Below are 20,483 nucleotides of genomic sequence, written 5' to 3'. Positions count from 1 at the left end.
GTCCCTTTTGCCGCTCTGCCACTAAATCTTGTGGCATCCCCGACCGGCACCCACAAGGTGGCGTATTTGAAGCCATTCGGTCAACGCAAATATTTGACTTATCCACTGGTTTTTTTCGTTGACCTGAGCGGATTTTCGGGACGGGTGGCCTCATTTTGATTCTAATGGTTAATTTATTTTTTGCCCGCTTATTGAGCCGGTTTTGGAATTGTTCAATAGATCGGCTGAGTTAGGGAATTGGACTGAGAAACTGGGTGAAGTTATCCACAGCAGAGAGTATTAACAGAAGCCTAAATTCGAAAGATGGCCGAAGCGCCCCTCTCGCGATTGATTCCTAAAAAATGATTACCACCTAGGGTAGTTCTCTCTAAAATCTGTTCTAATTTAGTATCACTTTGGGTTTTGAACTCACACGACGCAAGACGGGGGCACCTTATGGGACCCCCGTTGTGATTCTCGCCGGTGAAACGTTAATGGATCAAACTGGCCAAATAGGTGCCATAGGCATTTTTGCCATAGGTCTTGGCGTGAACGGCCATCATCCCAGCATCAATCCACTTGTTCTCAAATGCAATCTCTTCGGGACAGCCCACCTGCATCCCTTGGCGCAATTGTAGGGTCCGCACGAAATTTCCGGCGTCCAACAGGCTGCCATGGGTGCCCGTATCGAGCCACGCAAACCCGCGCCCCATGGTTTCAACCGTCAGCGAACCGTCCTCAAGGTAGGTCTCAAGGAGGCTGGTGATTTCCAATTCACCCCGCGCGGAGGGTTGTACTTGATGCGCACGCTTTGGCGCATCCCCATCGAGGAAATACAGGCCCGTCACCGCGTAGTTGGACGGAGGATCCTTGGGCTTTTCAATGATTTCACTTGCGTTTCCATCCGCGTCAAACCCAACCACACCATAACGCTCCGGATCGGCGACGTGGTAACCAAAAACAGTTCCGCCAGAGTTCTTCTCATCGGCGCGCTCCAGAATTTCCGGAAGCCCGTGGCCAAAAAAGATGTTGTCACCAAGCACCAAAGCCGATGGCGCCCCCGCAAGAAAGTCCTCAGCTAGGATATAGGCCTGCGCCAACCCGTCTGGATTTTCTTGCACGATATAGGTCAGCGATAGGCCCCACTGGCTGCCGTCGCCAAGGGTGCGGATAAATTGGTCTTGGTCGTGCGGCGTTGTGATGATCGCAATTTCGCGAATGCCCGCGAGCATCAAAACCGACATCGGATAGTAAATCATCGGCTTATCATAGATCGGTAGAAGCTGTTTCGAGACACCAACAGTAATGGGGTAAAGGCGCGTGCCGGAACCGCCCGCGAGAATAATGCCCTTACGTTTTGTCATAATTACTGGTCCAATTTATTTAGTGTTTTAGTCAATGAGGCGCGCCAATCTGGGCGCTCAAGGGAGAAAGCGGACAAATCATAACAATTCATCCGCGAGTTTTTCGGCCTTTTTGCGGGGGTCGGATAGGCCGTTGAGGGAATATCCTGAACCACGCAGGTGATGCCAGTTTGGTGGAAAATTTCCCGCGCAAAATCCGCCCAACTCACGTCGGGGGCCCCCGCGAAATGATAGGTCCCCGATTTACTTGGGTCCTGCGCCAGTTGTTGAACGATGTCAAAACAGGCCGCCGCGATATCCTGCGCGGCGGTGGGGCCGCCGACCTGATCGGCCACGATATTTAAGCTGTCGCGTTCCCGTCCAAGGCGCAACATGGACTTCACAAAGTTGCTGCCATGCTCGGAGAAAACCCAACTTGTTCGCAGGATTGCGTGGATCGGATTTGCCGCCCGCACCGCCTCCTCACCCGCAAGTTTTGTCACCCCATAGATATTTAGCGGACCGGTGGTCTCCTCTGGCGATCTAGGACTGTCGCCCGCGCCATCAAAAATATAATCCGTCGAAATTTGGACGAAAGGAATATTCAAATCACGACAGGCGACGGCCATGGCCCCTGCCGCTGTCCCGTTGATCGCCTGTGCGATTTCGCGCTCATCCTCGGCCTTGTCCACATTCGTATAAGCCGCAGCGTTGATCACCCCAAGCGGTGCACGGTCCCGAATAATCCGCGCACAGCCTTCTGGATCACTGAGATCGGCCTCGTCCCGTCCAAGGCAAACCACCCCCGCAAGTTTCGACAATTCGCGCCCGACTTGACCCGTTTTGCCAAAAACCAGAATCACGATTTTGTCCCAAGGCGCGCGCCAACCCCGTCGCGGTTTTGCAACGCCGACCACCAGTCTTGATTATCCAAATACCAATCAACGGTTTTGGCAATACCTTCTTCAACGGTCACCGAAGGGCGCCAGTTGAGTTCGGTACTGATGCGCGTTGGATCAATCGCGTAACGCAAATCATGTCCGGGGCGATCAGCAACAAAACTGATCAAATCGGCATGGGGTGCGTTTTCGGGGCGGCGTTGGTCGAGGACGCCGCAGATCATTTTGACGAGATCCAAATTCGTGGCTTCGTTTTCGCCGCCGACATTATAGCTACGGTTTAGCACGCCCTTTTCCAACACACACAAAAGCGCGTCGGCGTGGTCTTCGACATAGAGCCAGTCACGCACGTTTTCGCCCGTTCCGTAAACAGGGATCGCCTCCCCCGCCAGCGCCTTGAGGATCACCACGGGAACCAGCTTTTCGGGAAAGTGGTACGGGCCGTAATTGTTGGAGCAATTGGTCATCACAACGGGCAAACCATAGGTTTCGGCCCATGCGCGCACAAGGTGGTCACTCGCGGCCTTCGACGCTGAATAAGGCGAGTTTGGCGCATAGGGCGTGTCTTCGGTGAATTGCCCTTCGGCCCCCAACGAGCCAAAAACCTCATCGGTTGAGATGTGGTGAAAACGGAAGCCCTCGGGCTTGCCCGCCCCTTCCCAATAGGCGCGCGCGGCCTCAAGAAGGATATACGTCCCAGTAATATTGGCCTGGATAAACGCCCCAGGTCCGTCGATGGAGCGGTCAACGTGGCTTTCGGCGGCAAGATGCATCACGGCGTCGGGCTTATGCGCGGCCAGAATGCGATCCATAGCGGCGCGGTCGCAAATATCGGCGTGCTCGAAGGCATAGAGAGGGCTTTCGGATACGCTGGCAACGTTTTCCAAACAGGCCGCGTAGGTCAATGCATCGACATTCACAACGTCATGCCCACGCGACACCGCCAAGCGCACAACGGCGGAACCAATAAAACCTGCGCCGCCCGTAACCAAAATTTTCATGCTCTAACCTTTATATTCAAATGGGCTGTCGAAGGAGCTAAACACCTGCGCAGCCAAGTCTTTTTCCGAAAGAACTGGTGCCGCCACATCAAGGGGCCACGTCACGCCACAGCTGTCCCACCGCACCGCGCCATCACATTCGGGCGCGTAATAATCAGTACATTTATAGACAATTTCCGTATCTGGCTCCAAGGTCATGAACCCATGCAAAAAACCCGCCGGTACAAGAAGCTGCTTGCCGTTTTCAAAACTCAATATTTCGCCCACCCACTGGCCATAAGTCGGCGAGCCTTTGCGAATATCAACGGACACGTCAAACAAGCTACCTTTGCCACAGCGGACCAACTTGTCCTGCGCATGAGGCGGCGCTTGAAAATGCAGCCCGCGCACAGTGCCCGTTTGCGACGAAAGCGAATGATTGTCTTGGACGAAATCATACGCCAACCCCGCCGCCTCGAATGCGCGTTTAGAATAGCTTTCGCTGAAAAAGCCGCGATGGTCGCCAAAACGATCTGGCGTGATCACGTGTACACCTGATAAATCGGTTTGAGCAATATCCACGGGGGCCTCTTAGGTCTAAGTGATGGTTTTCGCGTCAATACCGCGAAAACACGCGATTGCCCAGCTTTATCAAATCCATATAGAAGCGGCCAGTCCCAGGCGCCAAAAGGCGCGACAATCTCAGCCGTCGCAAAGTTCAAATGAGGGTAAAGCCGTTTTCCCCGCCCTAATTAATTTCACGTTCTTCCCAGTACAAACGGTCTTCAATCATAAATAACGTGACAGATCGGCTACCCGTTGGTGCGTAGAAACCAAGATAAATGACCACGGTGTTCCTGTTCGCCCATTTCTGAACGGACTCCCGACAAGCGTTTTTCGTCCCATCCGTTTGCGCTCGACATTCAAGGAATTTCGCTTGGTATGTGTCGTGCATTATGTCCCATGCGGCCACGCCCCATACGCCTTCAAAGGCCATTTTATTCAACAACCATGTCTTGAAGGATTACTGTAATGCCACCGTCTTTTGGGGTTATGCCAATCTTAGCTTTTCCGTCATCTGAGCTTACCGCTTCAATAAGAAACCCACACTCAGTTATTTCATTCCAAACCACGAAGCGATCAACATTCCCGTCTTTCGAATGTGTCTCCCAAAGTGAGATATCTCCCTGTTGCGGGCGGCCCCTGACATCCGCCAATTTAAGTCGCGGTGTCTCGTTTCCACAGGTCTTTTCGATGCCAAAGGGAAAATATGGTTCAGTCTTACTTCGCGTAATTTGTTCGTTTCCCGTATACAATTTATCGGATTTTTGCTCTACGCTTGGCACTCAGCACAGCCACGGCAAGAACTGTCAGGGAGAGCCTAGCCCAAAATCCACCTATCCTAAACATAGCATCCTCCAACAAATTTTTATCCAATACCCGTAAGCTGCGTTAGGTTTCAGCTTCTGCTGTGCGGATGAAGCGAAAGTCTAATGTGAGCCGTGTGAGGAAGCAATCATCTGACTGTTGTCGCGGTCCAACACATGACGTTTCCGTCTTCTTCATCTAGCCTTTGCCCTGTTTCCACAAAACCGTTTCGAGCAAGGACTATCTGGGAAGCGGTGTTGTCGATACTGCATTCCGCTGTCACTTCTCGAACCCGGTCGTCGTCCCTCGCCCATGTCAAAAGCTCAGCCAACCCACGACTGACTGCGCCTTTCCTTTGACGTGTGGGGGCAATGCCAAATCCGATCTAGAGACGTCCATCTGCGTGTGGCTTCACAACGGAGCAAATGCCCACGACTTCACCATCTTCGACGAACATCCAGGCCGCTGGGACAAAGTCGAGAGCGATGGAAGCAGCGAGTGAGCGCAACATTTCAAGAACGGCCACAGGAGCCACCTGACTATCAGGGAGGCCTAAACCGCGCGGCGAGCCGCCTCCAATTATTTGGTGAAAATCGTTATCGTCCATCGCAATTAGCATTCTATTTCTCTCGTTTTAGCACCTTTTGGTGCACACTTTAGTGATTTTCCCTCGTAGGCTTACAGTTTAGATCCCAATTCACATAGGAGAACTTCACGGTTAAAATACTTGTCGCCAATGTGAATTGCCCCCGACGAGCCTGATATAAAACCAGCAACCCGAAGTTTAGGACGTTCAGAAAAGAGTTAAGCAATATGCTAGTATAAATTGTCCGAGGTGAAATATGACGAAACCACCAGTATCCGAGCAAGTGCAAGTAAATTTCCGCATGCCCAAAGAATTGCAGGACAAATGTAAGACGGCGGCGGGGAAAAACGGCAGAAGCATGAACGCGGAAAAAATTTTTGCGTTAGAAAAATATTTCGGTGAGATTCATCGGAACAACGATAGCCGTGATGAGGTAACTGAAGATCAACTGGGAGTAGAGCCGAAGCGAAACTCAACTTCCACGGACGAGGAAGGCGCCCAGTTGCACTGACCTGAGCCCCAAGTCTCCTCCAGCTTTGCGCGGAGTCCTTGGGGTTAAATCTTTGGCGTTAGGCCGCCATCTTGTCCATTGCCTTTCTTTGCAAAAATTCCATCGGGGTGAGGTTGCCCAATGCTGAATGTGGTCTGCGCCAGTTGTAATCCTCCTGCCAATCTTCAAGCGTTTTGCGGGCATCGCGCAATGTGCCAAATAACGTTTCATTCAAACATTCATCTCGCAGCTTGCCGTTGAAGCTTTCGATGAAGCCGTTCTGCTGGGGTTTGCCCGGTGCGATATAGCGCCAATCAATATCAATTTTCTGAACCCATTTGAGGATCGCCATGCTGGTGAACTCGGTGCCGTTGTCTGAAACTATTGTCTTCGGCATGCCACGTTCTGCGATCACCTTGTCCAGCTCACGTGCAACGCGGTGTCCGGATAGCGACGTGTCGGCCACCAGCACCAAGTTCTCGCGGCTGAAGTCATCGACAACTACCAGAATGCGAAACCGACGTCCATCTGTCAGCGCGTCAGACACGAAATCTAAGCTCCAACGTTGGTTTGGGCCATCGGGCAGGACCATCGGCTTTCTCGTGCCCAACGCACGCTTCCTGCCACCTCTGCGCCGCACCTGAAGCTTCTCTTCACGGTAGATGCGCCTCACTTTCTTGTGGTTTACTTCAAAGCCCTCCCGCGCAATCATCATATGGATGCGGCGGCAACCAAACCGACGCCGTTCTCTGGACACACGCTTGATTGCATCTCGCAGTTCGGCATCATCACCACGACGCGACAGATACCGCACCGTTGATCGATCAATCTGCAGCACATCACACGCCCGCCGCTGGCTCACACCGTGCGCTTCGCACAAATGAACCACCGCCTGCCGCCTCACAGCAGGCGTCACCATTTTTTGAATTGATGTCTCGCAACATGGCGCGCGACCGTTGTCCTCAGACCAATGGCGGACAAAGTCACGCTCCAGCATCTGCTCGGCCAGCAGCTTCTTCAGCTTACCGTTCTCGTCTTCCAAAGCTCTCACCCGCTTCGCGTCAGAAGGTTCCATCCCGCCATACTTCGATTTGTATTTGTAAAACGTCGCTGAACTGCTTCTCGGTCAATGCTATGCATTAACCTGCCAGCCAATGGATCCCGTGCCGCCGACATACATCAGCAGTCTTCTCGCCAGATTCCTGTTCCTTGATCATCGCAATAATCTGTTCGTCCGTAAATCGTGCCTTCATTTGTCCGTCCTTTTGTTGGGCGGACTCTACACAAATCTGGAGGAGTTTTAGCGGATCAGGTCAATCGATAAGATGAACCAGAAATCCTCCATTATTCAAATACTCAAATCTGTCCAGCAGGTGCTGACGTCAGACACACCTGCTCAAGTTCGGACAGGCGTTTGAACGGGGTGCCCTCAATTTCGACAAACTGACGCAACCGAACAGTTAGCAGTGTGTTCAAAGGGAAGCCGAGATTAAAACCCCTACGAGCTGCATTGACTAACAGGCTTTGGACTCCAACTTTTAAAGCAGTAGAATTCTTGAGTGCAGAAGATGTTTGTTTACCGAAAGAGGCAGTGTCGGGTTTCCTGTTGGTTTCCTGTAATAAAGCTGTGGAGCCTTTATACGAACAAAGAAGCGCGTGATCTTTGTTATATAAGGGGGGTGGCACTAAATCGACTGTTTCAGAGGAATTCACCTGTCGTCGCACACTCGATTTACTACCAATTTTTTTGACTTCACTTCTTGCTGTCGTGGAGGATAGGCATGGACCCGAGGCCGTAGAATAAAGAGTCGGCAGCTTTGAAAAATGCACTGACAGTTTGTTCAAAAAACGCTCCATCTCGAAGCCTAGTTCTGAACAGATTTTCAATTTCTGCGGAGCGACATTCGCCCATCGTGCCGGATAACGTCCGACTAGTCGAGCACTGTGCTTTTGTAATTCATTGTAAATGCCTGCTTCGAAAGAAAACCTTCCGGCCAAGTCTCCTTTCTGCGCGGTGCCAATGAGAACCCCAGTAAACTTTTTTCCAAGTGCCTTCGCGAAAAACTTTTTGTTTTTATTTGTAGGAACAAAGGGTGTTTCTAGTGTGTCAGTTTTGTGCCAACCGGGACACGTTGTTCCTGCATCGTTCTGCACTTACCTGCAAACGAAGTTCTTTTTTCTCTTGCAGTTTTTGTGGGGCTTAAGTAGGTCCGGAGGTGGGACACCCTTCCGCAACGAAAGGCAGAAACGCCCTGCGATTTCAACGGGTCGACGCAACACATGCCTCAAATTTCTCTGCTGGTCTCTGATATTGCAAGGTCTTTCTCGGCCGCTTGTTTAATTGGCGTGCGACAGCGCTGAGTTTGGCTTGACTAAACTCGGATATATCAGTGCCTATTGGGAAGTATTGCCTGAGAAGGCGATTGGTATTTTCATTGTTCCCGCGTTGCCACGGAGATTGAGGATCACAAAAATAGACATCGATCTTCGTGGTCATGGTGAACTTTCGGTGCCCTGACATTTCTGATCCACGATCCCAAGTCAAGGATTTGTTCGCGACTTTGGCCAGCATCACGAAACGAGAATGGCGCTCAACCAACGTTGCGATGTAGCTATTGTTCGATCCCACGATCAAATCACCCTCCCGTGTGTGGACGCCCCGTTTGATGCAAGAGATATTTTCAACAGTTTGAACATGTGATCGGGTACGGTCATGTGTTAGGCCTCAGTTTGCGACGTTTCACATGCCGCGGGCCGGTATGGCGATGCGAAGGTCAGGTCCAAATCAATGTCACGAGCGCGAAGTTCTCTGGGAAGGCCTGGTTTTCCTAACCTCGATCTAGTCGATCATTTACCCTTACTGTTTCAATGTCCTTCTCACATCTTACCGAGCATTACAGCTTTAAGCTGCCGCGACCGGATCTCGATAATCTTGCTGTTTCGTCATCATAGCCCAAATGGTTCTGGCGGTTTTGTTTGCGAGCGCAATCGCCAGCAGCATACGCGGCTTACGTTCCAACATCTGTTCCAACCAGGAGCCTTTCGGAGCCCCATTTATGAGCGCCCATCTCACCCGGGTCATGGCACCGATAATTAGCAGTCGCCGGATGTCGCGCTGTCCCATCTTTGACGTTCGGCCCAGTATTTGTCGGCCACCAGTGGATTTTTGGACAGGAGCCAAGTCGCAAAATCGCGGCCACGTTTAAAACCCTCCAACGGCGGAGAGAACGCTTTGATCGCCATAGCACTCACTGGGCCAACTCCCGGTGCAGTTTGCAAACGTATCGTCTCGGGGTCAGACGTCGCTTCATCCTTCAGGCGTCGTTCTATCACTACAATTTTGTAGCTGCAGGTGCTGAGCTGATCCAAATATACGCGGCTGAGTTCAGTGACAATCAATGGCAAGCCACTCTCTGGATCTTCGATCTGTTCCGCCAACTTCTTCACAAAATTTCGTCCGGGTGGAGCGATGATACCATATTCCATCAAGTGGCCTCGCAGCGCGTTGATGATCGCATTGCGCTGTCGGACAAATAAATCACGCGTCTTAAAGACCATCGACCGGGATTGTTGCTCAGCTGATTTAACTGGAACGAAACGCATCGTTGGCCGGACCGCCGCTTCGGCGATGGCCTCTGCGTCATTCGCATCCTTCTTCTGGCGTTTCACAAATGGCTTTACATAGATGAGCGGGATCAGGCGGACGTCGTGGCCCAGCTTCATGATCTCGCGTCCCCAGTAATGCGACGAGGCACAGGCCTCCATCGCAACCACGCAATTGGGCTGCTCGCTCAGGAATTTCAAGAACTGCCCGCGCGACAGTTGCTTTCGAAATACTGGTTCGCCCATTGCCGTCCCGCCATGCGCCTGGAAAACTGACTTTGCCAAGTCCACGCCAATCATTGTAACTTCATTCATGGATGCCTCCTCCAATTTGGTGATTTCAACATCACCACTATGGCACACTTCGATGCCAGGGGTGAGGCATCCACACCATCAATGCCCTGGAACCGCACGATCTTCGGCCTCAGCCGGGCGTTCGCTAATCGAAACAGCATTTTTGCGCAACTCAAGGCCTTTTTGCGTGGCGTGTCTGGAGGGCCGGATCGCACGTGGACTGCGCAGGCATTCTTGCAATTCCTTCTTCATAACCCCTCGGGTATGGACATAGAGGCTGCGATATATTGTTTCGTGTGACACTCGGTTTTGCTCTTCATCAGGATATTTGCGTTTGAGCCACCCTGCGATTTTCTGCGGTGACCATTTCCGACGCAGCTGCAAAGGTTCGTTAAACGAAAGCTTACACAATTTGGGCCGGGTTGCGCAGTCCCAGGCACGCTGATCTGAGTGGGCGGCGCGATAGGCTTGACGACCGCCATTCCTGCGAACCTCTCGACTGATTGTCGAAGGAGACCGGTTCAGGATTTTCGCGATTTAACGAAACGACAGCTTTGCGGCAATCCCGCGAGAAACCTCCTCCCGTTCAATGTGGCTCAAAGCACATCGCGACCGCGTGCGAACAGCGGGTTGGACCCCACCAGTCCGCGCCAAATGAGGGAAGATCGAAGAAGACGCACGACTGAAGTGACGACCAATCGAACTCATTGACTCACCGCGTTGCCACCGATCCCAAATCTCAGCCCGTTGAGTGGATGAATAGTAAATACGGCGACGATACTTCATCTTGAACACTCCATCTTTTTCTAAAGATTAAATTGTTGCGACGACCCGTTGAGAGCACCGCCGAAAGCCACAAGTAGTGCCAAACTACCGGACGGCAATTTTTCCTCTCTCCTGACATCAGCGCGGCACACGGCGAACGTCCGGTTCGCGCCCTCATTCACTCGTCTCAAGACCAGTAATTCTATAGTTACGGGGGATTGCTTCGGTCGCGGCCCACCATGCTGATGCGCGGGTTCGTTGCAGGTGATGCGAAAATGCTAAAGAGCTAATGAAACTCTCCTCAACGCGCCAAACTAGGGCGTCGTCAGTTTGCCAGACCTTGAAGGACAGGCATCCGGGTTCGTCCAACGTCAGCCGTATATGTTCAGGAAGGCTGTCCTTGATGACCGCCACATCGTCGGTGCAAGAGCAGAGTAACTCGCCTGAAAGGCACACAATGCTGGCTGGATCGGCATCATACTTCATCCGTGATCCTCCAGCGATCACCTTAACGATCGATGTTCGCTTTGTCCGCTTCGCAGGCATTGGCCCATATGGTGGCTAATAGCCGCTCATACCAAAGTCACTCTGCTGCAAATATCTGTGTGAACTAAAAGAACAAAACGGGGAGAGAACTGTAAACCGTATATGTAAACGGCTTGCTGGGATTTGATGAAAAGCAATGTAAGTCATTGCTTTAATTGGTCGGGACGGAAGGATTCGAACCTTCGACCTACGGTACCCAAAACCGTCGCGCTACCAGGCTGCGCTACGCCCCGACTGAGGGCTTATTAACCACCAGTTGCGGGAATGAAAAGCCCTAAGACGCGTTGCAGGGCCAAGAAGTTGAAAATTGATCGAAAAAACTGTGACGAATTTGGCTTCCTGCTTTAATTCCAAGGGTTTCGGCCATGCCGCCGTTTATTTCAAGAACGGCGATTGATCCGTCTGGGCCGGGAATATGCGTCTCATCCAAGGGTTTTGCACGCTCATGAATGGCCAAGACTTCGCCATTGGGGGCGATGAAGAGCAAATCGAGTGGAATCAACGTGTTTCGCATCCAGAAAGCCATGGGGCGCGGCGAATCATATAGGAAGAGCATGCCCGACATCCGTGGCATTTCGGTACGGTGCATCAGACCCTGCGCACGCGATTCGTTGGTATCAGCTATTTCGATTTGAAATTGGGCCTGCCCCCACGGTCCGCGCAATTCGGCGGTGGTGGGGCTGCATTCGGCCAGCCCCGCCGAGGCCATAAACCCCGACAGGACGAAAGGCGCCGTAAAGCGCAAAACATGCGTTAGCATGCGAGATGTCGTTAGATTTCTAAATCGCCGGATAACACAGCCTCCCAAGATGTCACGGACGCGGCCATTTGGCCCCGTTCGCCGTCCACGACCCGCATAGCAACCGCTTCTCCGGGTTGAAGGTCTGCAAGCCCCGCAAGGTGCAACACTTCCACGTGTACAAAAACATCTTCAGGATAGCCAAACACATTGGCAAATCCAAATCCTTTAGTGCGATCAAACCATTTTATCCGCGCCGGCACTAACGGTCCGGTTTCCTCGGCATCTGAATCCGAATCCCCTTCACCTGTAACACTGGTTTTTTGGGGCGGTTTGATGGCTAAAACCCGCGTGGCCTGTATGCCGCGGCTGGTATCATGGATCTCGATTTCGACTTCAGCCCCTTCTGAGATAGAGCTTTGTCCAAAATTACGCAGCACGTTTGCATGCAAAAGGATGTCCGGCCCGTCGTCGTCGCATACGACAAAGCCAAACCCTTTTACAGGATCAAACCACTTCACGTACCCATGAACGATACGTCCTATTGCTAATTCTATTGTCATCCCAATACGCCTATTTGGCGCCTTATATTTTATTGTGTCCTGCCCGCGGTCCTTTTCGGCAAACACTGCCAAGGTTACAAGAGGTAATTTGAGATGCAGTTTAGAAGAAGTTTACCCCAGGTCAACTAAACTATGGGTTGAGGCGCGTAATTTTCCAATCGGAATCAAGGCCTTCCCGAGTCCAACGGAACCGGTCATGCAGGCGAAATTCGCCATCTGCCCAAAACTCAATTTCTGTTGGTTTGATGCGGAATCCCCCCCAAAAGGGGGGCCGCGCGGGGGCTGGCCCCTTGGCGAGGGTGATTTTTGCTACTTTCGCGACCAATGCGGATCGTGAACTCAAAGGTTGCGATTGATCCGACGCCCATGCGCCGAGTCGGCTTTTCAGGGAACGACTGGTAAAATAGACGTCCGCCTGTGGTCCCTCCTCCCGCTCTACGTGTCCACGCACACGGATTTGCCGCCGCAGACTCTTCCAATGCATCACAAAACTAGCGGTACCGCTTTGGGCGATTTCCTGCCCCTTGGAACTGTTGTAATTCGTATAGAAAACAAACCCAGCGGGCTCTATTTCTTTGAGCAAAACCATGCGCACATTGGGCATGCCTTGGGAATCCACAGTCGCCAAAGCAATGGCGTTCGGATCGTTCGGCTCGCTAGTTTCCGCCTCGGAAAGCCACCTTTGGGCAATCACAAAAGGGTCGTCACCCGCAAAAATATCTCTTGTCTCGCTCATGGTCGCCTCAAAGTTTTCTGACTGGTCTATTGGTTGGAGCACGCCAACAGACTTGATGCAACACTGACTATCGCTTATGGCAGGTATAATTTGGGGCGTATAAACGTAGGATAACACATGAAACTGATGGACGGTAAACGTGGCCTTATTATGGGGCTCGCCAATGACAAATCTATCGCTTGGGGCATCGCAAAGACCTGTGCTGAACATGGGGCCGAGCTGGCATTCTCTTATATGGGGGATGCTTTTAAAAAGCGCGTAGAGCCACTGGCCGCGACCTTGGGTGTGACCCAGCTTTTTGATTGCGACGCCTCAAACGCCGAGTCGTTGGACGCGATGTTCGCAGGCATCGAAGAAGCGTGGGGCGAAATTGATTTCGTCGTCCATGCCATCGGTTTCTCGGACAAAAACGAGTTGCGCGGCCGCTATGTTGACACGTCGGCGGCAAACTTCCGCATGACGATGGATATCTCGGTTTACACGTTTACTGCCGTTGCGCAACGCGCAGAAAAACTTATGAAATCAGGCGGTTCCATGCTGACTCTCACCTATTATGGTGCCGAGCAAGTCATGCCGCATTATAATGTCATGGGTGTCGCAAAGGCCGCGCTTGAGGCCTCGGTGAAATACCTCGCCGAAGACCTTGGCAAAGATGGCATCCGCGTGAATGCAATCTCTGCAGGCCCTATCAAAACACTGGCCGCTTCTGGGATTGGCGATTTCCGTTACATCATGAAATGGAACGAATTGAACTCGCCCCTGCGCCGCAATGTCACCCAAGAAGAAGTCGGCAAGGCTGCACTCTATCTGCTTTCGGACCTTGGATCTGGAACAACGGGCGAGAATCTGCACGTTGACGCGGGCTATCACGTGGTCGGCATGAAAGCCGTCGATGCGCCCGATATCGACGCGACAAAAGGCAGCTAAACCATGACCCTCGCCGCCTTTATCGCTGTCGCGCTTCTGCACCTTATGGCTGCTATCAGTCCGGGCCCCTCGGTCCTGATGGCGGCGCGCACGGGAGTCACGCATGGCTTTCGCGCCGCAACGGGTGTGGCCATCGGCATCGGAATCGGCGGCGTTATTTGGGCGGCGGCGGCCTTATTCGGCCTGTCGCTGCTTTTCGCGTATGCACCAATTCTACTGACAGTTTTCAAACTCGCGGGTGGGGCTTTCCTCGTTTATATGGCGATTAAGCTGTTTAAACAGGCCGATACCCCCCTCAATACGGGCACCTCCGTGACGGCACCAAGTCTGGGTCGCGGCGTCCTTTTGGGGTTGATCACACAGTTGGCAAATCCCAAACCCGCGATCCTTTTTGCAGCCATCTTTTTGGGGACAGTGCCTTCGGACGCAGGCGCAACTGTCATCTCTGCTTTGCTCGCAATTGTCTTCTTTAACGAGACTGTTTGGAATATCCTTGTGGGGCGGATTTTCTCTCTCGAACGCACGCGGCGCAATTATCTCAACCTCAAAGGCACCATTGATCGCATTTTCGGTGGCCTCTTGGGGGCTTTAGGGCTAAAAATTGCCCTTACCTAAGTTACCTTATCTGCCTGCAACCATGAAAGAGCTGCCATGACCGATCGTTTGCCACATGAAAAAGGCTTCCACATTAGTTGGGATCAAATCCACCGTGACTCGCGCGCTTTGGCGTGGAGGCTTGACGGCAAGGGGTCTGTGGATGGGTCTTGGCGAGCTGTTGTTGCGATCACACGCGGCGGCATGGCCCCCGCAATGATCATGGCGCGCGAATTGGATATCCGCACCGTGGATACGATTTCGGTCAAATCCTACGACCATCAAGACCAAAGCAAAGCGGAAATCCTCAAAGCGCCCGACGCGGCCTTGATGGGCGATGGCGAAGGCATTTTGATTGTCGACGATTTGGTCGACTCTGGCCGCACCCTTGAGTTGGTCCGCGCACTCTACCCCAAGGCCCATTTCGCCACAGTATATGCCAAGCCAAAAGGCCGCGCGATGGTGGACACGTTCATCACCGAAGTTTCCCAAGACACATGGATTTTCTTTCCGTGGGACATGGCATTGCAATACGTCCAACCCTATCGCGGCAAAGATTAATTTTTAAGGTACAGCATGAAATTTACCCTCAATCCTTTGATGGAATCCACTGCTGTGCCTCCGGTAATGGAAGCGCGACGTTGGCTTGACGGGGTTTCCTTCCCCGCCGACCAGCCGTTAATCAACGTCAGCCAAGCCGCTCCCGTGGACACCCCGCCCGCCGAAATGCGCGCCGCGATGTCCGAGGCAATTTTGACCCAGCCCGACTCGCATCTCTATGGTGCCGTTTTGGGCCGTCAGGATTTACGTGCCGCCCTTGCCGCGCGTTGGGCCAAGGCTTATGGCGGCCTAGTATCCGCAGAAAACATCGCAATTACATCGGGTTGCAATCAAGCTTTCGCGGCCGTAATTGCCTGTTTGGCGGGCAAAGGTGATGAGGTCATCATCCCGACTCCGTGGTATTTCAACCATCAAATGTGGTGCGATATGCAAGGGGTGCGTGCCGTGCCCCTGCCCGCGCAATCTGATCTTTTGCCCGCCCCCGATGAGGCCCGCGCGCTGCTTACGCCCCGCACAAAAGCCATCGTTCTAGTCAGCCCCAACAACCCCGGCGGTGTGGAATATCCTGCCGAGCTGATTGCCAGTTTCCGCGACCTCGCACGTGAAAACGGCGTCGCCCTGATTATCGACGAAACCTATCGCGATTTTCACAGCAAAACCGGCGCGCCGCACACCCTTCTGAACGATCCTGATTGGGATGACACGGTGATTTCGCTCTACTCGTTCTCCAAATCCTACCGCCTCACAGGCCATCGCGTTGGCGCAATCATCGCCGCACCGCGCTTTCTGGTTGAGGTCGAGAAGTTCCTCGACACCGTCGCCATTTGCCCCAATCAACTCGGCCAGATCGGCGCGCTTTGGGGGATCGAAAACCTTGACGATTGGCTCGCGGGTGAACGCCTCGAAATTTTGGATCGACGCGCCGCGATCATCGAAGGTTTCCCCGCGTTAAAAGCACAAGGATGGGAGCTCATGGGGGCGGGTGCGTATTTTGCCTATTTGCGCCATCCGTTCCAAATACCATCAAACGAATTGGCCAAAAACTTGGTTAGTTCAGCGGGCGTTCTCTTGCTTCCGGGCACGATGTTCCGCCCTGCGAACGACCCAAACGGAGCGCGCGAAGTACGCGTGGCCTTCGCCAATGTTGATCGTGCCGGAATAACGTCGCTGTTTGAACGTTTAACGGCACAAAAACCCTAACCTTTTACGCTCCCGCGCCCTTACGCCCTTGCTCCCGTAGAACCAAACCCTTAAACATTCTGCAACAAGCGAAAAAGGGTAGGAAAATATGGCTATTGGCGGCAAACGTGGCATCTCACAGTTCTTTGTGTGGATCCTAATTCTCGGGCTTATTGTCGGGCTTGCGGGCTTTAGCATTACGAATTTCGGCGGTGGGTCTACCCCCGTAGCGAAAGTGGGCAAAACCGAAGTCACCGCCGATGAATATTACCGCGCTCTCAACAGTGAATTGAACCGGTATACTGAGCAATTTGGTACGCAAGTGACCCTTTCAATGGCCAATCAATTTGGCATTGACCAGAACCTGCGCCAACAGCTTTACGCCACAGCCGCCATCGACAATGAGGTGAAAAACCTTGGCCTTTCCGTCGGCGATGAACAGGTGGCGCTTGAGTTGCTTGACCAGCCAGAATTTCAAGGCATTGATGGCAATTTTGACCGTGCGGGTTACGATTTTTTCCTTCAGCGCAATGGCCTTTCAGAGAAGCAATTCGAAAATACGCTGCGGGTTGAAACTGCGCGAACATTGTACCAGCAAGCCATGGCGACGGGTATTGTGGTTCCTGAATCGCTGGCCGATCTGTCGATGGAATATATTGCCGGACGCCGCGATTTTGCATGGGGTGTTTTGAACGAAACAAACCTCGCAGAAGACATTCCAGAGCCGACCCTTGAAGAGTTAACCGCTTATCATGCTGAAAACCCAGCGGATTTCACCCTTCCCGAGAAGAAACGCATCACATACGCTTGGGTGTCTCCTGCCGATTTGATCGACACTATTGAGGTGCCAGAGGAAGACCTGCGCGCCCTTTATGACGACCGCGCGGAAATTTATATCGTACCAGAGCGCCGGATGGTCGAGCGCCTTGCCTATCCTGACCTCGCATCTGCAGAGGCCGCAAAAACCCGTCTAGACGATGGCTCCGCGACCTTTGGTGATTTGGTCACCGAACGCGGGCTAACCCTCACGGATATTGACTTGGGTGATGCAACACGAGCCGATCTTGGTGATGCTGCAGACGCCGTTTTTGCCATGACCGAACCGGGTATTTTGGGACCCTTGGAAACCAGCCGCGGCCCCGCTTTGTACCGCATGAACGCCATTTTGACGTCACGCGAGACCTCCTTTGAGGACGCCAACGACGAGTTGCGCACAGAATTGGTGGAAGACGCGGCGCGACGCTCAATTGAAGACAGTCTTGAAGATTTGGACGACCTTTTGGCTGGCGGAAACTCCCTCGAAGATCTTGCGAATGAAACCAATCTTACGTTGGGCACTATCGACTGGTCTGAGGATGTCACCGAAGGTTTGGCGAGCTATGACGCCTTCCAAACAGCGGCGGCTGAGTTGAATGCTGGCGACTTTGAGAAGGCGATCTTGCTGGATGATGGCGGCGTGTTCGCCATGCGTCTTGACGAAATCCTTGCGCCCCGCCTGCAAGATTTGGCGGACGTGCGCCCCGAGGTTACCGCCGCATGGCGCGACGCGCAAATTCGTGCCGCGCTCACCGAAATGGCAACCACATTCTTGGCCGAGTTCGAAGCCAACGAAGCGCCCGAAACCATGGGCATGGACATCACAATTGAAACCGGCTTGACGCGCACCGCCTTTATCGACGGCACACCGGACGATTTCTTGCAGCGTGTATTTGCGCTTGCGGATGGTGAAGTTGCGTCCTTCCCCCATGAAGACAGCGTTATTTTGGTGCGGATGAACGGGCGCAGTGGTCCAGACATGGAAGACCCCGAAATCGTCGCATTGCGGGAGAGTTTGGAGCAACAAATGGCTCAATCCATGTCCAGTGACGTGTTGATTTCCCTGTCGGCAAAATTGACCACCGAGGCGGGATTGACGATCAATCAGGCTGTGATCAACTCTGTGCATGCAAACTTTCCACAATAATAACACCACCAGATAACGGCCCTGTTTTGCGGGGCCGTTTTTTCTTTCTATGGAGTTCCCCGTGTCCCTTACGCCATCTTTTGACAGTTTTGAAACGGGCTATAAAGCGGGCCGTAACCAAGTGGTTTTCACGCGATTAGCGGCCGATTTGGACACACCTGTGTCGCTCATGCTCAAGCTGACACAGGGTCGCAAGGACAGTTTCGTTTTGGAAAGTGTGACCGGCGGCGAGACCCGTGGCCGCTATTCCATAATCGGCATGAAGCCTGATTTGATCTGGGAATGTGACGGAAAAACCAGCCGCCTAAACCGCGAAGCGCGCTTTGATCGCGAGGCCTTTCAGGCCTGTTCTGCAGAACCATTAACCGCCCTACGCCAGATCATTGAAGAGAGCCGCATCGACATGCCGCCCGAATTGCCAAGTGCAGCCGCGGGGCTGTTTGGCTATCTTGGCTACGACATGATCCGCCTTGTGGAGCACTTGCCCGACGTCAATCCTGATACGCTTGGCTTGCCCGACGCCGTGATGATCCGCCCCTCCGTGGTGGTGGTTTTGGACGGGGTGAAGGGCGAGGTCATTGTCGTGTCGCCCGCATGGGCCAACTCGGGTCAATCGGCCCGCGCCGCCTATGCCCAAGCCGCCGAACGGGTGATGGACGCCGTGCGCGATTTGGAACGCCAAATGCCGGGCGAATCCCGCGATTTGGGGACACAGGCCGAGCTTGGTGATTTGACATCGAACTTCACCCATCAAGGGTATTTAGAAGCGGTCGAGAAGGCCAAAGAGTACATCCGCGCGGGCGATATTTTCCAAGTGGTCCCGAGCCAACGCTGGACCCAAGATTTCCCGCTGCCGCCTTTCGCGCTGTACCGCAGCTTACGCCGTACCAACCCGTCGCCTTTCATGTTCTACTTCAACTTTGGCGATTTTCAGGTCATTGGCGCGAGCCCCGAGATTCTGGTGCGTGTGTTCGACAAACAGGTCACCATTCGCCCCATTGCGGGCACCCGTCCCCGTGGCAAAACCCCGCAAGAGGACCGCGAACTTGAGGCCGATTTGCTGGCCGACAAAAAAGAACTCGCCGAGCATTTGATGCTACTTGATTTGGGCCGCAACGACACAGGCAAGGTTTCAAAAATCGGCACGGTGAAGCCCACCGAGCAATTCATCGTCGAGCATTACAGCCACGTGATGCACATCGTTTCCAACGTTGTTGGCGAGTTGGCCGACGACCAAGATGCGCTCTCGGCGTTCTTTGCGGGCATGCCTGCGGGCACAGTTTCGGGTGCACCGAAGGTCCGCGCGATGGAGATTATCGACGAGCTTGAGCCCGAGAAACGCGGGGTTTATGGCGGCGGTTGTGGGTACTTTGCAGCCAATGGTGACATGGATATGTGTATCGCCTTGCGCACCGCTGTGCTTAAGGATCAGAAGCTCTATATTCAAGCCGGTGGCGGCGTTGTCTATGATAGCGACCCCGAGGCCGAATATATTGAAACTGTCAATAAATCCAAAGCGATACGAGCCGCAGCCGAAGGGGCTGGCCTGTTCACACGCTCGGGAAATTCCTAGGCTTTACTGCGGCGCGACCTCAAGCAAAACAGCCGAGATTGGCGCGATTTGAACCGAGGACGGACGGTCCACCAAGGCCCAGGCTTTGAGCGCCGTCAGGGCGGTCACATCGCCGGGTGCAGTTACCACCGCCGCGCCTTTTTGCGTCGCCCTGAATATTGCCCGATTGAAAATCGTCCGCAGACGGTCTTGGGTTTCTTCGGGGGTGATCCCATAGAAAATCTGCACATGCGGTACGCCCGTTTTACTCGCCAATTGTACGGCGGTGTTTAGGCCAACATTCTCGGCCACGAGACCATAGCCCCGATCGTGCAAAATCGCGATAACATGTTGCCACAGGCTGCGGCTTGTACGAGAGGCAGTCTCGGAGGGCATTTCCATCATCGCGACGGCCATTGGCAAGCTCACTTGATACTGCGCGAGGGTCACCTCGACGTCCTGCGGCGATGCGTTTTCCGGCAAGCTGGACAGCACAATAATTTCCGCTCCGGCGTCATAATACTCATAAGCGCGCTGGGAAGCGCCTTCCGAGGTGGGGTCGATCCCAATGCTGAGGGGCACGCCGAAATCGGCAATCAGGGCCAAGCGGTCGGCGTCTTCGCTGCGATCATCGCCTTCCAAAAGAAGGATGCCGATCAGGGGTTTTCCAGTGGCTTGAAAGGGTGCGCGATTGTCGCGCAAAGCACTGGGCGGGGGTATTTCGATTGTGTCGCTCTGAGCCTCTTGTTCGTCGTCTTGTGATACGCTGGGAAGACGGTTGATGCGCACGCTAGGGGCGCGATTCACAAGGGCGTT

The 20,483-nt window shown here is 53.3% G+C and carries 20 protein-coding genes, 1 tRNA gene and 4 pseudogenes; 7 read left to right on the top strand and 18 right to left on the bottom strand.

Annotated features, from left to right (window positions below; genetic code table 11):
• Window positions 1–470: 470 nt before the first annotated feature.
• From rfbA to RC74_RS22735, 7 genes are all read right to left on the bottom strand, one after another.
• Entirely contained in the window at window positions 471–1,343 is an 873-nt protein-coding gene (rfbA, locus tag RC74_RS15515) for a glucose-1-phosphate thymidylyltransferase RfbA (RefSeq protein WP_039004345.1), read from the bottom strand.
• A gap of 2 nt (window positions 1,344–1,345) precedes the next feature.
• Window positions 1,346–2,185 carry a dTDP-4-dehydrorhamnose reductase gene (gene rfbD, locus RC74_RS15510; RefSeq protein WP_039004346.1) on the bottom strand — a complete coding sequence of 280 codons (840 nt, stop codon included), beginning with the start codon at window positions 2,183–2,185 and terminating at the stop codon, window positions 1,346–1,348.
• Window positions 2,182–3,222, bottom strand: a complete 1,041-nt coding sequence (gene rfbB, locus RC74_RS15505) for a dTDP-glucose 4,6-dehydratase (RefSeq protein WP_039004347.1) — start codon at window positions 3,220–3,222, stop codon at window positions 2,182–2,184. The genes rfbD and rfbB overlap by 4 nt, the downstream gene beginning before the upstream one ends.
• A gap of 3 nt (window positions 3,223–3,225) precedes the next feature.
• The gene (rfbC, locus tag RC74_RS15500; RefSeq protein WP_039004348.1) at window positions 3,226–3,783 is read right to left on the bottom strand and encodes a dTDP-4-dehydrorhamnose 3,5-epimerase; all 558 of its coding nucleotides are present in this window, start codon (window positions 3,781–3,783) and stop codon (window positions 3,226–3,228) included.
• A gap of 166 nt (window positions 3,784–3,949) precedes the next feature.
• Window positions 3,950–4,207 carry a hypothetical protein gene (locus tag RC74_RS15495; RefSeq protein WP_156477495.1) on the bottom strand — a complete coding sequence of 86 codons (258 nt, stop codon included), beginning with the start codon at window positions 4,205–4,207 and terminating at the stop codon, window positions 3,950–3,952.
• 510 nt (window positions 4,208–4,717) lie between these two features.
• Window positions 4,718–4,900, bottom strand: a complete 183-nt coding sequence (locus tag RC74_RS23765) for a GNAT family N-acetyltransferase (protein ID WP_417935161.1) — start codon at window positions 4,898–4,900, stop codon at window positions 4,718–4,720.
• 54 nt (window positions 4,901–4,954) lie between these two features.
• Window positions 4,955–5,188 carry a hypothetical protein gene (locus tag RC74_RS22735; RefSeq protein ID WP_218918080.1) on the bottom strand — a complete coding sequence of 78 codons (234 nt, stop codon included), beginning with the start codon at window positions 5,186–5,188 and terminating at the stop codon, window positions 4,955–4,957.
• Between the two features lie 223 nt (window positions 5,189–5,411).
• Between RC74_RS22735 and RC74_RS15480 the strand changes: the two genes are divergently transcribed.
• Window positions 5,412–5,666 carry an Arc family DNA-binding protein gene (locus tag RC74_RS15480; protein WP_039004351.1) on the top strand — a complete coding sequence of 85 codons (255 nt, stop codon included), beginning with the start codon at window positions 5,412–5,414 and terminating at the stop codon, window positions 5,664–5,666.
• Between the two features lie 58 nt (window positions 5,667–5,724).
• Here the strand turns inward: RC74_RS15480 and RC74_RS15475 are convergent.
• The 10 genes and pseudogenes from RC74_RS15475 to pdxH all read right to left on the bottom strand — a co-directional run bounded on the left by RC74_RS15475 (window position 5,725) and on the right by pdxH (window position 12,891).
• Window positions 5,725–6,898, bottom strand: a pseudogene (locus RC74_RS15475) (IS3 family transposase).
• Window positions 6,899–7,001: 103 nt separating this feature from the next.
• Window positions 7,002–7,799, bottom strand: coding sequence for a hypothetical protein (locus tag RC74_RS15465; RefSeq protein WP_039002165.1), 798 nt, complete (start codon window positions 7,797–7,799; stop codon window positions 7,002–7,004).
• A gap of 106 nt (window positions 7,800–7,905) precedes the next feature.
• Window positions 7,906–8,289: pseudogene (locus RC74_RS15460) on the bottom strand (IS30 family transposase); the annotation flags it as partial.
• Between the two features lie 258 nt (window positions 8,290–8,547).
• Window positions 8,548–9,563, bottom strand: a pseudogene (locus RC74_RS15455) (IS110 family RNA-guided transposase).
• An 81-nt stretch (window positions 9,564–9,644) separates the two neighbouring features.
• Window positions 9,645–10,328: pseudogene (locus RC74_RS23885) on the bottom strand (transposase); the annotation flags it as partial.
• A gap of 153 nt (window positions 10,329–10,481) precedes the next feature.
• Window positions 10,482–10,793 (bottom strand): putative quinol monooxygenase, encoded by a 312-nt coding sequence (locus RC74_RS15445; RefSeq protein WP_039002144.1) that lies wholly within the window; start codon window positions 10,791–10,793, stop codon window positions 10,482–10,484.
• A gap of 216 nt (window positions 10,794–11,009) precedes the next feature.
• A tRNA-Pro gene (locus tag RC74_RS15440) sits at window positions 11,010–11,086 on the bottom strand.
• 41 nt (window positions 11,087–11,127) lie between these two features.
• Window positions 11,128–11,613 carry a DUF192 domain-containing protein gene (locus tag RC74_RS15435; protein ID WP_062628308.1) on the bottom strand — a complete coding sequence of 162 codons (486 nt, stop codon included), beginning with the start codon at window positions 11,611–11,613 and terminating at the stop codon, window positions 11,128–11,130.
• A gap of 11 nt (window positions 11,614–11,624) precedes the next feature.
• A complete protein-coding gene (locus tag RC74_RS15430) occupies window positions 11,625–12,155 on the bottom strand; it encodes a cold-shock protein (protein ID WP_039002143.1) in 531 nt (176 codons plus the stop codon).
• 130 nt (window positions 12,156–12,285) lie between these two features.
• Window positions 12,286–12,891, bottom strand: coding sequence for a pyridoxamine 5'-phosphate oxidase (gene pdxH, locus RC74_RS15425; RefSeq protein WP_039002142.1), 606 nt, complete (start codon window positions 12,889–12,891; stop codon window positions 12,286–12,288).
• Between the two features lie 117 nt (window positions 12,892–13,008).
• On the opposite strand from pdxH, the gene fabI reads away from it, so the two are divergent.
• From fabI to trpE, 6 genes are all read left to right on the top strand, one after another.
• Window positions 13,009–13,818 (top strand): enoyl-ACP reductase FabI, encoded by an 810-nt coding sequence (gene fabI, locus RC74_RS15420; protein WP_039002141.1) that lies wholly within the window; start codon window positions 13,009–13,011, stop codon window positions 13,816–13,818.
• A gap of 3 nt (window positions 13,819–13,821) precedes the next feature.
• Window positions 13,822–14,433 (top strand): LysE family translocator, encoded by a 612-nt coding sequence (locus RC74_RS15415; protein WP_039002140.1) that lies wholly within the window; start codon window positions 13,822–13,824, stop codon window positions 14,431–14,433.
• Between the two features lie 36 nt (window positions 14,434–14,469).
• Complete coding sequence (gpt, locus tag RC74_RS15410) at window positions 14,470–14,973, top strand: xanthine phosphoribosyltransferase (RefSeq protein WP_039002139.1); 504 nt, start codon at window positions 14,470–14,472, stop codon at window positions 14,971–14,973.
• A 15-nt stretch (window positions 14,974–14,988) separates the two neighbouring features.
• Window positions 14,989–16,173, top strand: coding sequence for an aminotransferase (locus tag RC74_RS15405; RefSeq protein ID WP_039002138.1), 1,185 nt, complete (start codon window positions 14,989–14,991; stop codon window positions 16,171–16,173).
• An 88-nt stretch (window positions 16,174–16,261) separates the two neighbouring features.
• Window positions 16,262–18,115 carry a SurA N-terminal domain-containing protein gene (locus RC74_RS15400; protein ID WP_039002137.1) on the top strand — a complete coding sequence of 618 codons (1,854 nt, stop codon included), beginning with the start codon at window positions 16,262–16,264 and terminating at the stop codon, window positions 18,113–18,115.
• Between the two features lie 61 nt (window positions 18,116–18,176).
• The gene (gene trpE / locus RC74_RS15395) at window positions 18,177–19,688 is read left to right on the top strand and encodes an anthranilate synthase component I (RefSeq protein WP_039002162.1); all 1,512 of its coding nucleotides are present in this window, start codon (window positions 18,177–18,179) and stop codon (window positions 19,686–19,688) included.
• A gap of 3 nt (window positions 19,689–19,691) precedes the next feature.
• On the opposite strand, the gene RC74_RS15390 is transcribed toward trpE, so the two are convergent.
• Window positions 19,692–20,474, bottom strand: a complete 783-nt coding sequence (locus RC74_RS15390; protein WP_062628307.1) for a divergent polysaccharide deacetylase family protein — start codon at window positions 20,472–20,474, stop codon at window positions 19,692–19,694.
• Window positions 20,475–20,483 lie beyond the last annotated feature (9 nt).

This window comes from Falsihalocynthiibacter arcticus, from assembly GCF_000812665.2.
GTDB classification, from domain to species: domain Bacteria; phylum Pseudomonadota; class Alphaproteobacteria; order Rhodobacterales; family Rhodobacteraceae; genus Falsihalocynthiibacter; species Falsihalocynthiibacter arcticus.
Note: the sequence above shows the minus strand (reverse complement) of the source record. Positions and strands in the feature narration are given on the sequence as shown.

Bases quoted from the DNA above. Each gene is read 5' to 3' on its own strand.
- rfbA (WP_039004345.1), bottom strand. From the start codon at position 1,343: ATGACAAAACGTAAGGGCATTATTCTCGCGGGCGGTTCCGGCACGCGC.
- rfbB (WP_039004347.1), bottom strand. From the start codon at position 3,222: ATGAAAATTTTGGTTACGGGCGGCGCAGGTTTTATTGGTTCCGCCGTT.
- RC74_RS22735 (WP_218918080.1), bottom strand. From the start codon at position 5,188: ATGCTAATTGCGATGGACGATAACGATTTTCACCAAATAATTGGAGGC.
- RC74_RS15480 (WP_039004351.1), top strand. From the start codon at position 5,412: ATGACGAAACCACCAGTATCCGAGCAAGTGCAAGTAAATTTCCGCATG.
- RC74_RS15445 (WP_039002144.1), bottom strand. From the start codon at position 10,793: ATGAAGTATGATGCCGATCCAGCCAGCATTGTGTGCCTTTCAGGCGAG.
- RC74_RS15435 (WP_062628308.1), bottom strand. From the start codon at position 11,613: ATGCTAACGCATGTTTTGCGCTTTACGGCGCCTTTCGTCCTGTCGGGG.
- RC74_RS15430 (WP_039002143.1), bottom strand. From the start codon at position 12,155: ATGACAATAGAATTAGCAATAGGACGTATCGTTCATGGGTACGTGAAG.
- pdxH (WP_039002142.1), bottom strand. From the start codon at position 12,891: ATGAGCGAGACAAGAGATATTTTTGCGGGTGACGACCCTTTTGTGATT.
- fabI (WP_039002141.1), top strand. From the start codon at position 13,009: ATGAAACTGATGGACGGTAAACGTGGCCTTATTATGGGGCTCGCCAAT.
- RC74_RS15415 (WP_039002140.1), top strand. From the start codon at position 13,822: ATGACCCTCGCCGCCTTTATCGCTGTCGCGCTTCTGCACCTTATGGCT.
- gpt (WP_039002139.1), top strand. From the start codon at position 14,470: ATGACCGATCGTTTGCCACATGAAAAAGGCTTCCACATTAGTTGGGAT.
- RC74_RS15405 (WP_039002138.1), top strand. From the start codon at position 14,989: ATGAAATTTACCCTCAATCCTTTGATGGAATCCACTGCTGTGCCTCCG.
- RC74_RS15400 (WP_039002137.1), top strand. From the start codon at position 16,262: ATGGCTATTGGCGGCAAACGTGGCATCTCACAGTTCTTTGTGTGGATC.